We start from the raw sequence: 14,094 nt of genomic DNA on the forward strand, positions 1-14,094 counted from the left end.
CATCCCCATTTTGGTAGTATTCGGCCAGACTTAAATGTACCCCATAACCATCTGTCAGCAGATAAGACCTAATCCCGTCTTTTTAGCCGCCATATATACGAGGCAGTGTATGTAATTCTGGTCATAATACCTGTAATTTATCTACAAAAGTATCTCCGGATTTCACCGATCTTTGCCGTTGGAATCGAAAAAGGATAAACGAATTAAGAAGTAGAACTAACAATAGCAATTATGACATTAAACGAATTCTTAAAGTACGTAGAAACGGGAAAGCCTCTCAAGGGAGATGAGATCCATCAACTTATGAACGAGATGAGCGACGAGGCCAGACGCATAACATTCGAGTTAAACGGCTCATACCACGATCCCCAGGAAATCCGCGAGCTGTTATCCCGGTTGTTTAATAAGCCGGTCGATCCGTCCTTCCGTGTATTCCCTCCGTTCTATACGGATTTCGGGAAAAATATCACGGTGGGCAAGAACGTGTTCATCAACGCTTGCTGTCATTTCCAAGATCATGGCGGGGTAACACTGGGCGACGGTTGCCAAATCGGGCATAACGTGGTCTTTGCCACCCTCAACCACGGTTTCGCTCCCGACGACCGGAGCACTACCTATCCTGCCCCGATTGTCTTGAAAAAGAATGTATGGGTAGGCTCGAATGCAACGATCCTCTCCGGCGTAACCATCGGAGAGAACGCTATAGTAGGAGCCGGCTCGGTAGTTACCAAGGATGTACCAGATAACGCGATCGTGGGAGGTGTTCCCGCCAAGGTTATAAAGTATATCCGATAGCCCCTAACGCCGATTACGACAACTGGGATTTCCGGTATTCATTCGGGGTACACCCCACGGTCTTCTTGAATATGCGGCTGAAATGTTGGGAATATTGGAATCCTAGGTCGTAAGCGATCTGACTGACAGTCTTGTTCGTACCTAATATCCATTCTTTTGCCAAGGAAATAATCCGGTCTTGGATATTTTCCTGGGCGGTCTTTCCTGTCTCTTTCTTGATCAGGTCACCGAAATAGTTCGGGGACAAACAAATCTTCTCGGCGAAATACCGGACAGTGGGTAATCCTTCTTGTCTCAACAGATCGCTTTGCAGATATTCGTCCAGCAAGCGCTCGAACCTCACCAATACATCCTTATTTGTCTCCGCACGGGTCGTAAACTGACGGTCGTAAAAACGCAGGCAGTAATCGAGCAACAACTCGATATTCATCGCGATCAACCGTTTGCTATGCTTGTCGATGGAGTGCTCCAACTCGATCTGGATTTTCCTCAAGCAATCCATAAAGATCCCCTTCTCCTCCTCGGAAAGATGCAACGCCTCGTTCGATTCATAGGAGAAGAAAGAATAACGCTTGATGTCTCGCCCTAAAGCCGTACCACGGATCAAGTCCGGATGGAAAAGCAGCCCATGCGCCAAAGGCCGGGTCCCGTCTTTAAGCTCAATGCCCGTCACTTGCCCGGGAGCGAAGCCTACCACGGTGCCTTCTTGATAATCATAATATTGCCTCCCGTACCGGATATCCCCGCATTTGATATCTTTCAAGAAAAGTCCGTATATACCATAATTAACCCGGAAATTAGTGGGCCATGTCTCAGACTTGGATAAATCGACCACGCTCACCAAAGGGTGCAACGTCTCCAAACCGAACATCTTGTTGTACTGATCAACGGTATCGATCTTTATTAGATTCTCCATAAGGCTATCTGTTTTATTGGTCTCAAAGATAAACATTCCCAATATAACAGCCTCATTCCGTCAGGCAAAATCCACCGAACCGGATGATATCTATTAAAAAATAAGTATTAAAGGAAAATCGAAAAGAAGGAAGGAGAAATAAAAGCGGTCTGGACGGGACTCGAACCCGCGACCCCATGCGTGACAGGCATGTATTCTAACCAGCTGAACTACCAGACCAAAGTGTTATTCTTTATCGCCATTCCGTTGAATTGCGATGCAAAGATAGGTGGATTTTTTGAATCCGCAATAGTTTAAGATGAAAAAACTAGAACAAATCGATAAATTTCATACTTTTGTCCTCATATATAATTAACACTAGCATGAAAAATACTCCTGTAGACTATCAGACAGCCAGACGAATTATCGATGGCTTTGGACTTCCCGATTTTGGGAAAGCGACTATCCGGGAGGTAGTTGCCATATCCACACAATTAGAACAAGAAACGGGAACCGAGTTCATCCATATGGAAATGGGTGTACCGGGCTTGAAAGCCGCCCAAGTGGGCGTAGATGCTGAGATCGAGGCCCTTCGTAACGGCATAGCGTCCATCTACCCGAACATCAACGGAACTCCCGAGGTGAAGAAGCAAGCTTCCCGCTTTATCAAGGCGTTTATAAATATAGATATAGATCCGGAATGTTGTGTACCCGTAACCGGTTCCATGCAAGGCACGTATGCCTCTTTCCTTACGGCCGGACAATGTATGCCGGGAAAAGACACCATCTTGTTTATCGACCCCGGATTCCCCGTGCAGAAACAGCAAATAGCCGTTATGGGCTATAAATACGAGTCGTTCGACGTATACGAATACCGTGGCGAACGATTGCGCGAGGTCTTGGAAGCGCATCTTTCCAAAGGCAATATAGCCGCGATGATCTATTCCAACCCGAACAATCCGGCTTGGTTCTGCCTCACCGACGAGGAGCTGAAGATCATTGGAGAAACGGCCAATAAATACGACGTGATCGTCATAGAAGACCTCGCTTATTTCGCCATGGATTTCCGAAAAGACCTCGGTTGTCCTTTCGAGCCTCCTTTCCAAGCGAGCGTAGCCCGTTATACGGACAATTATATCATGCAGATATCCGGCTCCAAGGCGTTCAGTTACGCCGGACAACGTATCGGCGTGACCGCGATCTCCAATAAGCTTTACCATCGCTCTTACCCGGGATTGACCCAGCGTTATGGAGGCGGCACATTCGGTACGGTATATATCCATCGTGTCTTATACGCCTTATCTTCCGGAACCAGCCACTCAGCCCAGTTCGCCCTCGCTGCCATGTTCAAGGCCGCGGCAGACGGCACTTTCGACTTTGTCTCGCAAGTGAAAGAATACGGACGCCGTGCGGAGAAACTAAAGAAGATTTTTACGGATCATGGTTTCACAATCGTTTACGATCATGATCTGGACCAACCGATAGCCGACGGTTTTTATTTCACCATCGGTTACCCCGGAATGACTGGCGGGCAGTTGATGGAAGAACTGATTTATTACGGAGTAAGCGCCATATCTTTAAGTACCACAGGCAGCAACCAACAAGGATTGCGGGCTTGTACCTCTTTCATAAAAGACCATCAGTATGATTTACTGGATGAGAGATTGAAACTATTCGAGGAAAATCATCAAGCATAATTTAACTATAAGCCCGGGCGATTCACGTTTATTAACCTGAATCCCGGGCTTTTCATTTGCTTCTTATTAAAAAACGTCTTATATTGTCGGGGATTTAGTAACAACCAAACATTCACGATCATGGCATCTTATAAAGATATATTCAAAATAACACATAACGATGTCCTTCCTATCCAAGGAAGTATCCTGATTGCCGAACCTTTTTTACAAGATGCCTATTTCCAACGTTCCGTCGTATTGTTAATAGAACATACAGAGCATGGCTCGATGGGATTTGTCCTGAACAAAAAGACAGATCTAATTGTAAACTCTTTCTTCAAGGAACTTACAGAATTCCCGGAGATACCGATTTATCTGGGTGGGCCGGTCAGCTCCAACCGTTTGTTCTTTATCCATTCTTTAGGGGATAATATCATTCCGGGTGCGTTAAAGATCAATGACTACTTATATTTTGACGGAGACTTCAACGCATTGAAACAATATATCCTCAACGGATACCCAATCGATGGAAAAGTGAAGTTTTTCCTGGGATATTCCGGATGGAGCGAGGGACAATTGAATCATGAGATCAAACGAAACTCTTGGGCCGTGAGCCATATTACTACCGACAATATCCTGTCCGCGGACGGAGAGGACTATTGGAAAGCCTCCGTGGAATTATTAGGTAATGATTACAAAGCTTGGACAAAATACCCGAAAGACCCGTACCTGAATTGACAGGGCCAACTGTCAAGCGAATGATTGCATTATACAAACATCGGAATAACCTTTCGGTATCCTGATCCAATCCTTAAGCGTCCCCACCTCGACAAATCCCAGACGGGAAAATAATTTTCTACTAGGCTCGTTCGCCGCAGGAACATGCACATAAAGCTGATGAATCTTCAAGAATGTATAAGCGTATTCCATCAATAGCCTTAGCGCTTCCGTAGCGAAGCCACGTCCTTGATACCTACGATCTAGCATAACACCGCAAGCCGCACGGTTCGGATGCGGCTCGAAATCAAACAAGTCTACGATTCCCACGGAAGTCTCCGTAGCGCATTCCTCGATCATGAAGCGAAGTTGGCGCGATTCATAGATACTCCGGTCGCTACCCGCTATATATTCCTTCAATATATAACGGGAATAGGGAGCTAAGGTATTCCCAACCTCCCATAACTCCGGATCATTCTCCCAACGATATAATAAATCCAGATCCTCCGGTTCCAACGCCCTCAAACGGACTCTATCATTCGACAACAACATTTTATTGAGGATTACTTAGACTAATCGGCCACTCTTCTTCGTATATATATGATAAACCGCTTTCTTGTTCACGAGCTTATCCATAAACAAGAGCATCTGTTCGTAGCGGGCATCGGGAAAACAAAAAGCATAATCCGTAAAACCTTTCATCTGGTTCTTACGGCAGATAGCGTCCATCACGCGTTCCACGTCCAGATCCCAAAGATTCACGAACTCCAGATCCGGCATAGCTTTCAAGCAAACGGCCTTTACCTCCTCGAAGTTTTCCTCCCTGCACAAGATCAAGAGGCGGCGATGCTTAACTGTCCTGTTTTTCTTACGTAGAGGAGAGGAAATCGCCGCCCAGCAAGCTTTCAACAGGACAGCCAACTGGATCAGTATCCGCATCAACCAGCCGGATTGGGGATAATATTTCTTATAGAAAATCAACATGGCGCCATAAAAGGCCTTTATATACTTTAAGTCGCCATGCTTCGTGCTCTCCCCCTTATAATGCAGGATACGTTCCGGCACGTACAAGTTCTTATAGCCTCCCAACACGATCCGATAAGACAAATCGATATCCTCTCCATACATGAAGAACGACTCATCCAACAAACCGACCTTATCCAACGCCTCATGGCGAAGCAACATGAACGCGCCCGCCAGTACCTCTACCTTATGCGTCTGGTCCTTATCCAGATACGGCAAGCTATAACGTGCGAACACCGGAGAGTTCGGGAACAACTTCGAAAGGCCGAATATCTTACAGAACGATACCCAAGGCGAGGGAAAAGCCCGTTTGCTCTCCGGCAAGAATACCCCGTGCCCATTCAGCATTTTCACGCCGATAGCCCCGATCTCCGGGTCCTCGTCCATCTGGAAGCACAAGCTACGGAGGCTCTCCTCCCCTACTACGGTATCGGGATTCAGCAATAACACGTATTCCCCGGTACACTGACAAATCGCCTGGTTATTGGCCTTGGCGAAACCGGGATTATCTTTATTCTCAATGAAAACCACCTCCGGGAACTTAGGCCGGAGATATTCGACAGACCCATCTGTCGAGTTATTATCCACCACGAACACCTCGGCATCCATCCCTGTCACGGCGGCACGGACAGAATAGAGGCATTGCTCCAGAAAATATTTCACGTTATAGTTAACGATGATAACGGACAACTTGGTTTCTTCGTAGGTCATTCCGGATATTTATGAATTATGATTTATGAATTAGAAGAGGTGAGGTTGAACTCGGTACGATTGATAATAGATCTCCCTAGGGTGATCTCATCGGCATACTCGATCTCATCGCCGATAGATACGCCACGTGCGATGACGCTGATCCTCACATCGTAGCCGGATAGCTTCCGGTAAATAAAAAAGTTGGTCGTATCCCCTTCCATGGTGGTACTCAACGCCAAGATGACCTCCTTCACCTCGCCTTCGGCTACACGTTGCACCAAGCTGTCGATACGCAAGTCGCCCGGCCCGATACCATCCATAGGTGAGATAATCCCGCCCAGCACATGGTATACACCACGGAATTGCCCGGTATTCTCTATCGCCATCACCTCCTTGATGTTCTCCACCACGCAAACCAAGGAATGGTCGCGGCTGGGGTTGGCACAAATAGAACAAACCTCATCATCACATATATTATGGCAGACCTTGCAGTACTTCACGTCCCGGCGAAGGGCAACCAAAGCGGCCGCGAAGTTTTCCGTATAGCCGACATCCCGGCGTAACATATAGAGCGCCAACCGAAGCGCTGTCTTCCTCCCCACTCCCGGCAAGGAAGCCAATTCATTCACGGCATTTTCCAACAAGGCTGAAGGATATCTTTGATTCATCTACTTTCTCTATTTTTGGCAAAGATAAGGATAAAAACCGAGAGTTAGAGCGGATTGGAGCAAGAAGGTTGTAAACAAGGGGTTTAGAGAGTAACAGACTGCGCTGTCGTAGCCAAACCGAAGCCATCGAAAAGCCAACTGAAACCGGAGTTACGTTACTATCCCGTTACTCTGGCCCGAATGGCAAAGACGGTTTTGGGAAGGTTTCAAAGCGCTGAAATACAAGCTCTATTCGCCTGTTCCGCTTGCAAATATAGCCGAATTCCCAAAATTCGGGCAGAGGGAGGCGAAAAAAAGTTCTATTTCGGGTGCGATTGCGTTGATATGCTGCGATTTGCGCATCGAAGAACAGCTCTACAAGAAATAATTTTGTAACCAAAAAATTGTAGAGTTATGAGATCGACATTCAAAGTTTTGTTTTATCTAAAACGCAATGCACCGAAAAAGAACGGGCTTATTCCGGTTATGTGCCGTATTACCGTAAACGGCAAAATCGCTCAATTCAGTTGTAAATTGGACGTGGAGGAGAAATCGTGGAACGTAAAGTCGGGTCGCGTTTCCGGTCGCAGCATCGTGGCGCAGGAGGCCAATCGGATGTTGGATAAGATTCGTGTGGGTATCCATCGTGCATATCAGCAGATCAGCGACCGCGACAACTACGTTACCGCCGAGAAAGTCCGTAATGCCTATTTAGGATTGGGCATGAACCACGAGACGCTGCTCGCCGTATTTCGTCAGCATAACGAGGATTACGAGAAACAGGTCGGCAAACTCAAAAGCCTGCGCAGCTATTGGAAATACTGCGTCGTGTACAAACACCTCGCAGAGTTCGTCGAAAAGCGGTACAAGGTCAGCGACATTGCGCTCAAAGAGCTTACTCCGGCATTCATCACGGACTTCGAGTTGTTCCTACGAGTAGAAAAGAACCACTGCAACAATACGGTCTGGTCGTATATGATGCCGTTTCGGAAGATTATCTATATGGCCGTCAATAACGGCTTGTTGCAACGCGATCCGTTCTTCGCGTACAGCATCACCAAAGAGGAGACCAAACGGGGCTTTCTGACCAAAGAAGAAATTACACTCTTAATCAATGGCACATTCAAGAAGAAAAGCTATGAACTGATTCGTGATTTGTTCATCTTCTGCACGTTCACAGGATTGAGCTGGACGGATATGGCGAACCTTACCCGAGCGAACCTGCAAACCTCGTTCGACGGGCATTTGTGGTTGAACACCAAGCGTCAGAAAACGGGTGTCGAAACGAATATCCGATTGTTAGATGTAGCCAAACATATCATCGAGAAGTACGACGGCATGGCCGAAGGGGACAAGTTATTGCCCGTTCCGTGTTACGATAACTGCAAGAACAGCATTAAGGCCATAGCGAAGAGATGCGGTATCGAGAAAAACGTAACGTGGCACATGAGCCGCCATACCTATGCCACGACGGTCTGCCTGTCGAACGACGTACCTATCGAAACGCTCTCGAAGATGTTGGGACACCGCAGTATCCGTACGACGCAAATCTATGCGAAGATTACAGCCGAGAAAGTGAGCCGCGATATGGAGAAACTCGCGCAGCGTATCGAGCAGATGGAGAGCTTTATTTGTCAAGCGATTTAATACCCTTAAAACTGAAAGCGATGAAAGAAGAAAGAAACGTCATTACGATAGACGAGTACGGCAGGTTGAATATGCCGACCGATACTGCCGCTATATGGATGACGGAAGTGGAAATAGTCGAATTGTTCGGCACTACCGCCGGAGCGGTAAACAGCGCAATCAAGGCGATCATCAAAAGCGACGCCCTGAACGATTACGAGGTCTGCAAATGTATTCGTCTGGACAGCGGCAATTGGGTGGACGTGTATAACATGGAGGTCGTCGTAGCCCTCGCGTTCCGACTAAATACCTACCCTGCGTCGGTTTTCAGAAAGTGGCTGGTAAAGAGAGCTACCGCACCCCGACGCACGACACCTCCGATTGTCCTTCAATATAAGAACGGGCTTCCGAATTGAACCGGACAAGCAAGGAAACGGGCAGGCTGCGACACCTGCCCGTTTTCGTTTTCAGAGAATTGCCTTGCGGTAGTTTTCCGCGAGCATCTTCTCGATGTCCGTTTTACAAAAAAGCCTTTATATCTTTGATATATTTGATGTTTGGCAATAAATAGTTATTTTTGTAAGAAGTATAAGTGCCATATAAATATTTATGATTCAACAAGAATTTAATTTGGATTTCGATGCGTTTGTTCGTTCGTTTGTTCAGAATCGAGATACTTCTTTTGCATTCTTATTAGGAGCCGGAGCGTCTATTACCTCGGGAATACCATACTGCCGATGATTGTATTTGGGATTGGAAGAGAATGATTTATTGTTCTTCCCAGTCTTCCATTCCTCCATTTATCGATCCCAAATCTGATACTTGCAAAGATATCATTCAAAAATGGCTTAACAGTCAAGGAAAATTCCTTCCTGCTGGAGATCTAAAAGAATATTCTTTCTATGCGGAAGCAGCATTGCCTATTGAAGGTGATAGAGTGAAATATTTTGAGCATTTAGCTCAAGGGAAGCAGCCATACATTGGATATAAGCTTTTATGTCTTCTGAACAAATACGGCATTGTCAGATCTGTATGGTCAACCAACTTCGATGGCTTGGTCGAACGTGCTGCTCAACAAGCCAATATTACGCCTATTTGCATAAATCTGGATTGTGCCGATCGAATATATCGGACAGAAAGTACCAGTGAATTATTATATATTGCCTTACATGGAGATTATAAATATACATCATTAAAAAATACTTCTAAAGAGTTGGATAACCAACATCCGACTTTTGTGGCAGCATTAAAACGATACTTCAATGATAAAAATCTCATAGTAATCGGCTATAGTGGTCGTGATAAATCCCTAATGTCGGCATTGACTGAAGCATTCTCTGAAAAAGGTTCTGGACGGATATATTGGTGTGGTTATGGTTCCCATATTTCACCCGAAGTGGAATCTTTTTTGAGGACGGCAAGAGAAGCAAATCGGGATGCATATTATATTGATACCGATGGATTTGACAAGACAATGTTTTCGCTTGTTATAAATTGTTTTCAAGCTGATATAGAGAAGAAGAAAGAGATCATGTCTATATTGGAAAGTGCTCCCGAAGATAATGACACATCTCCATTTTCAATTCATATAACGCGAACAGACAAATACTTGAAAAGTAATTTGTATCCCATAATTTTCCCAAAAGAATTGTTTCAATTCGAGATAGAATATCATGAAGGTGAAAGACCTTGGACTCTTTTAAGAGAGATTACTAAAGACAAAAATATTATAGCTGTTCCATACAAGCAAAAAGTATATGCTTTATCCACAGGTTCAGCTATCAACAATGTATTTGGTTCCCGACTAAAAAGCGATATCGAACGGATTCCCGTTTCAATGGACGATATAGAGCGAAAAAGCAGTTATAGAGAACTGTTTTTAAGAGCCACGCTTCAAAGTATTGCGATAATTCGAGGACTCAATGTCGATATTAGGCATAATACACTTTGGCGCTCCGATATTTTTAGAAATGACAATGGCACTTTGATACATGAAGCTATAGAATGTTCGCTTGTTTTTGTACCACAGCAAAAATATGCTCTGCTTTCTTTGCGACCTACAATATATATAGAAAATTCTCACACGGTGTCAAAAGAGAAAAAGCAAGAATATGCGCGAATTTATCTGGATAAAATGTGGAACAAAGCATATAGCACAAAACTTGCCCAATGGGAAAGTATTATATTCGGCGATACTCGTCTTGCTTTTGAAGTTCCTCAGAATTCCGGGAGCGGATTCAAATTTCTGATAAGCCATAATTGCGGATTCTCCGAAATACAATATCAGGACAATACCGAACGTGGATATTCATCCAAATCGTATGATAACAAAAGAACCATCTATCGAGGACTTCAGCTCAAAGAACCTGAATTGGAATTTGTAAACACATTTGCAGACAGGCCTTTTTTAGATTCAAACCCTATGAGAGGACTGTCAAATCACAGACCTTATGACTCTTGGCAGAAAGATGTATTGCTGCAAAATGTAAGATTGGGCGTAATATGTCCTAATGTACATACGGATATATTCAAATCTTTCTTGCAACGATTAAACACAACCATTCAAGCGAATGATGATTCGGATTACATTCAACCATATACGGGATTCCATAGTATATACAAAACATTGTTGGAAATTCCCGACAACGGTACTGATAAATGGATAAATATAGAAGCTACTCCAAAAGATACGCTATCTCTTGCACGATCTATATGTCTTCAAGCCAATAGCTTGGCAGATAAATATCCGGGAATTGTAATTGTAATTTTCATTCCCGCATCTTGGAGTGTTCACAGACAATTCAAACATAACGGGGAATCATTTGATTTGCACAATTATATAAAAGCGTATGCTGCTCAACATCGTTTCACAACGCAAATCATAGAAGAAAAGACTTTGAGAGACCCTATGGTGTGTGAAATTTGTTGGTGGCTGTCATTAGCTTTATTTGTTAAGGCAATGCGTATTCCTTGGGCATTAGCTAATCTTGATTCAGATACAGCGTATGCAGGCATAGGTTATAGCGTCAAAACGAATAGCAAAGGCAAAGTGGATATTGTCTTGGGTTGTAGTCATATATACAACGCAAAAGGGCAGGGTTTAAGATATAAATTATCAAAAGTAGAACAACCTCAATTCGACAGAAAGAAGAATCCATATTTAACCTATGAAGAAGCATTTAAGTTTGGAATAACCATACGCGAATTGTTTGTCAAATCTATGGATAGATTACCCCGTCGAGTCGTTATTCACAAACGAACTCCATTCAAAAAGGAGGAGATCGAAGGCATTACTCACGCATTAACGCAAGCTGGTATTAAGGATATTGATTTAATAACTATCAATTATGAATACGATGCCAAGTTTATTGCTCAAAAGGTCTATTATGATAATATTTCCGACGATTCATATCCAGTCTCACGAGGAACCTGCATAAAATTGTCATCAAGGAATGCTTTACTATGGACACATGGTGTTGTGCCATCAATTAGAGAAAGACGACGTTACTATCCCGGTGGTAGATGTATTCCTGCTCCTTTGAAAATAACTAAATATTATGGAAAAGGAGATCTCCCAACTATTGCATCTGAAATTATAGGGTTTACAAAAATGAATTGGAATTCGTTTAACTTATATACAAAATTACCGGCGACAATTGATACATCTAATACGTTAGCTCAGGTCGGAAACTTATTGCATCAGTATAATGGAGCGACTTATGATTATCGGTATTTTATTTAATGACGATTTATATCTGTACCCTTAAAGTCGTTATTCATTTATTGATTGAGTTATAAGTTTCATTAACTATGAGAAAAATCAAGCGTTGTCCGTAGAATTTTCGTTTCTATCTATCAGACGTAAACGTAGGATACGGACGGATATTCCGCCCAACAACCCAACATCGCAACCAACCAATATTGGACGTTTTTCACAACCGACCGATACTCGACACCTCCGATTGTCATTCAATATAAGGACGGGCTTCCGAATTGAACCGGACAAGCAAGGAAACGGGCAGGCTGCGACACCTGCCCGTTTTCTTGTTTTCAGAGGATTGCCTTGCGGTAGTTTTCCGCAAGCATCTTCTCGATGTCGGATTCCCGATAGAGGACTTTGCCGCCGAACACGATATAGGGTATCTTGCGGTCGGTACGATACTCCTGCAAGGTGCGTCGGCTGACTTTCAGCCGGGCGATCACCTCCTTGTCGGTCATGTACCGTTCTCCTCCGAGCGGCGGATGAAATCCGTCCGTGAGCTTATCTACCTCCTTCGCGCATCTCTTCAAAGCGTGCAACGCCGATGCGATGCGTCCGTCCTCCGACGTGATTACGTTACTGTCATTCATCTTTTCTGTGGATTTAGTGGTTGGTAAAATAAATATTAGCCGGAGCCATCCCTGAACTGCCCGGCTATGGGCATGAACCTCTCTATCTCTTCCGGCTTGTAATAGAATTTCCGGTTGATTTGCGTACAGCCGATAGTGCGATTATCCCGCAGGGATTGCAGTGTGCGGGGACTTATGCACAGCAGGCGGCACACCTCCTCCCTGTCGAGCCATTTTTGCATCTGCTTGTCATTGCAACGGCGACATAACGCGTCGACTTTCCCCGTCAGCGTCTCCACACCGGAAAGGAGCGCTTCAAAGGTTTTCTTTTCGATAATTACTACTTCCATATACCATGTTTTGAGTTCGGGGCAAATGTAGCCAAACCTGCGCTCGCTGCCTCCGTTTTCGCTTTCGTGGCAGCTTGTGGCATCCGTTTGGCACAGTTTGGCGTCGTGCCGGTCGCATACTGAACCCGCTTTGCCGACAATAGCAGGTATGTTGCCCGTTTTTATTTTCAGTTGCTGCGAATAACTTTACCCGTAAATCTTTGTATATAGATTGGCCTATATTCGGACACCCTTAAATCCATACGACGATACGACAGTAAATCCATAAATCTGTACGACACCTCTTCTCTACGGAATTGTTTCCTTAATGTATTGTAGATTTCACTCCGTAAGAAAGCACACAAGTAAATCCGTAGAATTTCAACATACGGAAACGAGAAATTCCGATTCATACCGCACGGAGTGCTTTATGTTCGTCGGAACATAGCAAGGTGTGTATCGAGTAACTCGATACCTTTTGAGTTACTCTCAAAAGCCTTACCCTGACGGGGAGCAATCGCCCCTCCGAAGTCGGGCGATTAGAACGAAAGAACGATATTGATAGGAGATACTAACGCGGCGTCGATGAACTTCCTGAACGCACTGGAACGCATACCCAAGCTCGTGGAGCAGTACAAGGCGCAGAACGTAACCTACGAGCGGGACATTCCGATTTTGCAGGAAACGGTCGGCGGGGTATGGAAGAAGGAGGACGAGCTGAAGGCTCTGAAAGCGGAGGTCGCGGCGTTGGAGCGCAAGATACAACTCACGCTCGCTCCGCCCAAGCCCGAAGCGGCACAGGAACAGCAGGCCGACGGCGTACAGCCGGAGAACGGACAACGGGAACAACAGCCGGAGATCGTCAGACGAGGTACGGATACCGATCCGGACGATTTCATACGCGGCCATGTCCTTGTTGTAAGGCCGGATACGAGGCGAGAGCCGTCTTGTCATCAAGGAATGAAAATATAAAGATTCCTAATTCGTACAGCCAGAACGTATGAAACGTTCCGGCTGTATTTTTACTATTCCAATACAAAAAGATATTAAACATGCAATCTTAATGTCCGCAATTGATTTACAATTCAAATAATTATCTTACCTTTATCCCCGGAAAAGATATTTAGCAGACCCAATGTTTGAAAGCGGTGAAATAATACATTTTGCCGGACGTTGTTTCCGTATAGTAGATTTTTCTTCTTGCCGTTTCTTTACGGGAAGAAGAAACGTGTGTTGTTTTATCAATATTTTGTTGAATTTCAACCCAATAAAATACGCTCAACATTTGGAAATGTGTGAAATTCGTGTAAACACACACACACACACACACACACACACACACACACACACACACACACACACAC

13 protein-coding genes and 1 tRNA gene are annotated in these 14,094 nt (G+C 44.6%); 7 read left to right on the top strand and 7 right to left on the bottom strand.

What is annotated here, in order from left to right; genetic code table 11:
* The first annotated feature begins 231 nt into the window (after positions 1 to 231).
* On the top strand, positions 232 to 795 hold the full coding sequence (locus tag Q0110_RS13270; RefSeq protein ID WP_297907167.1) for a sugar O-acetyltransferase: 564 nt from the start codon (positions 232 to 234) through the stop codon (positions 793 to 795).
* 13 nt (positions 796 to 808) lie between these two features.
* Here the strand turns inward: Q0110_RS13270 and Q0110_RS13275 are convergent, their stop codons facing one another.
* Together Q0110_RS13275 and Q0110_RS13280 are read right to left on the bottom strand one after the other, a co-directional pair.
* Positions 809 to 1,711: a helix-turn-helix transcriptional regulator gene (locus Q0110_RS13275; RefSeq protein WP_297907170.1), complete on the bottom strand. Its 903-nt coding sequence runs from the start codon at positions 1,709 to 1,711 to the stop codon at positions 809 to 811.
* A gap of 145 nt (positions 1,712 to 1,856) precedes the next feature.
* A tRNA-Asp gene (locus tag Q0110_RS13280) sits at positions 1,857 to 1,930 on the bottom strand.
* 143 nt (positions 1,931 to 2,073) lie between these two features.
* On the opposite strand from Q0110_RS13280, the gene Q0110_RS13285 reads away from it, so the two are divergent.
* Together Q0110_RS13285 and Q0110_RS13290 are read left to right on the top strand one after the other, a co-directional pair.
* Entirely contained in the window at positions 2,074 to 3,387 is a 1,314-nt protein-coding gene (locus Q0110_RS13285) for a pyridoxal phosphate-dependent aminotransferase (RefSeq protein ID WP_297907172.1), read from the top strand.
* A 120-nt stretch (positions 3,388 to 3,507) separates the two neighbouring features.
* Positions 3,508 to 4,104, top strand: a complete 597-nt coding sequence (locus tag Q0110_RS13290) for a YqgE/AlgH family protein (RefSeq protein WP_297907175.1) — start codon at positions 3,508 to 3,510, stop codon at positions 4,102 to 4,104.
* A gap of 12 nt (positions 4,105 to 4,116) precedes the next feature.
* Here the strand turns inward: Q0110_RS13290 and Q0110_RS13295 are convergent, their stop codons facing one another.
* Genes Q0110_RS13295 through recR form a run of 3 tightly spaced genes read right to left on the bottom strand, consistent with a single transcriptional unit; the run spans position 4,117 to position 6,467 of the window.
* Entirely contained in the window at positions 4,117 to 4,635 is a 519-nt protein-coding gene (locus Q0110_RS13295; protein WP_297907178.1) for a GNAT family N-acetyltransferase, read from the bottom strand.
* Between the two features lie 15 nt (positions 4,636 to 4,650).
* Positions 4,651 to 5,817: a glycosyltransferase family 2 protein gene (locus Q0110_RS13300; protein ID WP_297907181.1), complete on the bottom strand. Its 1,167-nt coding sequence runs from the start codon at positions 5,815 to 5,817 to the stop codon at positions 4,651 to 4,653.
* A gap of 23 nt (positions 5,818 to 5,840) precedes the next feature.
* Positions 5,841 to 6,467: a recombination mediator RecR gene (gene recR / locus Q0110_RS13305; RefSeq protein ID WP_297907184.1), complete on the bottom strand. Its 627-nt coding sequence runs from the start codon at positions 6,465 to 6,467 to the stop codon at positions 5,841 to 5,843.
* Between the two features lie 393 nt (positions 6,468 to 6,860).
* On the opposite strand from recR, the gene Q0110_RS13310 reads away from it, so the two are divergent.
* The 3 genes from Q0110_RS13310 to Q0110_RS13320 all read left to right on the top strand — a co-directional run bounded on the left by Q0110_RS13310 (position 6,861) and on the right by Q0110_RS13320 (position 11,814).
* On the top strand, positions 6,861 to 8,093 hold the full coding sequence (locus tag Q0110_RS13310; protein ID WP_297907186.1) for a site-specific integrase: 1,233 nt from the start codon (positions 6,861 to 6,863) through the stop codon (positions 8,091 to 8,093).
* A 71-nt stretch (positions 8,094 to 8,164) separates the two neighbouring features.
* A complete protein-coding gene (locus Q0110_RS13315) occupies positions 8,165 to 8,488 on the top strand; it encodes a hypothetical protein (protein ID WP_297907199.1) in 324 nt (107 codons plus the stop codon).
* A 347-nt stretch (positions 8,489 to 8,835) separates the two neighbouring features.
* Positions 8,836 to 11,814, top strand: coding sequence for an SIR2 family protein (locus Q0110_RS13320; protein ID WP_297907189.1), 2,979 nt, complete (start codon positions 8,836 to 8,838; stop codon positions 11,812 to 11,814).
* Positions 11,815 to 12,122: 308 nt separating this feature from the next.
* Here Q0110_RS13320 and Q0110_RS13325 read toward each other — a convergent pair whose 3' ends face one another.
* Both Q0110_RS13325 and Q0110_RS13330 read right to left on the bottom strand, forming a co-directional pair.
* Positions 12,123 to 12,422 carry a helix-turn-helix domain-containing protein gene (locus Q0110_RS13325; RefSeq protein ID WP_117682305.1) on the bottom strand — a complete coding sequence of 100 codons (300 nt, stop codon included), beginning with the start codon at positions 12,420 to 12,422 and terminating at the stop codon, positions 12,123 to 12,125.
* A gap of 35 nt (positions 12,423 to 12,457) precedes the next feature.
* Positions 12,458 to 12,751 carry a helix-turn-helix domain-containing protein gene (locus Q0110_RS13330; RefSeq protein WP_297907194.1) on the bottom strand — a complete coding sequence of 98 codons (294 nt, stop codon included), beginning with the start codon at positions 12,749 to 12,751 and terminating at the stop codon, positions 12,458 to 12,460.
* 654 nt (positions 12,752 to 13,405) lie between these two features.
* Here Q0110_RS13330 and Q0110_RS13335 point away from each other — a divergent pair.
* A complete protein-coding gene (locus Q0110_RS13335) occupies positions 13,406 to 13,702 on the top strand; it encodes a hypothetical protein (protein ID WP_297907196.1) in 297 nt (98 codons plus the stop codon).
* Positions 13,703 to 14,094: the final 392 nt, after the last annotated feature.

Origin of the sequence: uncultured Parabacteroides sp., assembly GCF_947855115.1 — a bacterium.
GTDB lineage: Bacteria > Bacteroidota > Bacteroidia > Bacteroidales > Tannerellaceae > Parabacteroides.

What these genes read in the sequence shown, in the direction of transcription:
- Q0110_RS13270 (WP_297907167.1), top strand. Translation starts at nt 232, where the DNA reads ATGACATTAAACGAATTCTTAAAGTACGTAGAAACGGGAAAGCCTCTC.
- Q0110_RS13275 (WP_297907170.1), bottom strand. Translation starts at nt 1,711, where the DNA reads ATGGAGAATCTAATAAAGATCGATACCGTTGATCAGTACAACAAGATG.
- Q0110_RS13285 (WP_297907172.1), top strand. Translation starts at nt 2,074, where the DNA reads ATGAAAAATACTCCTGTAGACTATCAGACAGCCAGACGAATTATCGAT.
- Q0110_RS13290 (WP_297907175.1), top strand. Translation starts at nt 3,508, where the DNA reads ATGGCATCTTATAAAGATATATTCAAAATAACACATAACGATGTCCTT.
- Q0110_RS13295 (WP_297907178.1), bottom strand. Translation starts at nt 4,635, where the DNA reads ATGTTGTTGTCGAATGATAGAGTCCGTTTGAGGGCGTTGGAACCGGAG.
- Q0110_RS13300 (WP_297907181.1), bottom strand. Translation starts at nt 5,817, where the DNA reads ATGACCTACGAAGAAACCAAGTTGTCCGTTATCATCGTTAACTATAAC.
- recR (WP_297907184.1), bottom strand. Translation starts at nt 6,467, where the DNA reads ATGAATCAAAGATATCCTTCAGCCTTGTTGGAAAATGCCGTGAATGAA.
- Q0110_RS13310 (WP_297907186.1), top strand. Translation starts at nt 6,861, where the DNA reads ATGAGATCGACATTCAAAGTTTTGTTTTATCTAAAACGCAATGCACCG.
- Q0110_RS13315 (WP_297907199.1), top strand. Translation starts at nt 8,165, where the DNA reads ATGCCGACCGATACTGCCGCTATATGGATGACGGAAGTGGAAATAGTC.
- Q0110_RS13320 (WP_297907189.1), top strand. Translation starts at nt 8,836, where the DNA reads ATGATTTATTGTTCTTCCCAGTCTTCCATTCCTCCATTTATCGATCCC.
- Q0110_RS13325 (WP_117682305.1), bottom strand. Translation starts at nt 12,422, where the DNA reads ATGAATGACAGTAACGTAATCACGTCGGAGGACGGACGCATCGCATCG.
- Q0110_RS13330 (WP_297907194.1), bottom strand. Translation starts at nt 12,751, where the DNA reads ATGGAAGTAGTAATTATCGAAAAGAAAACCTTTGAAGCGCTCCTTTCC.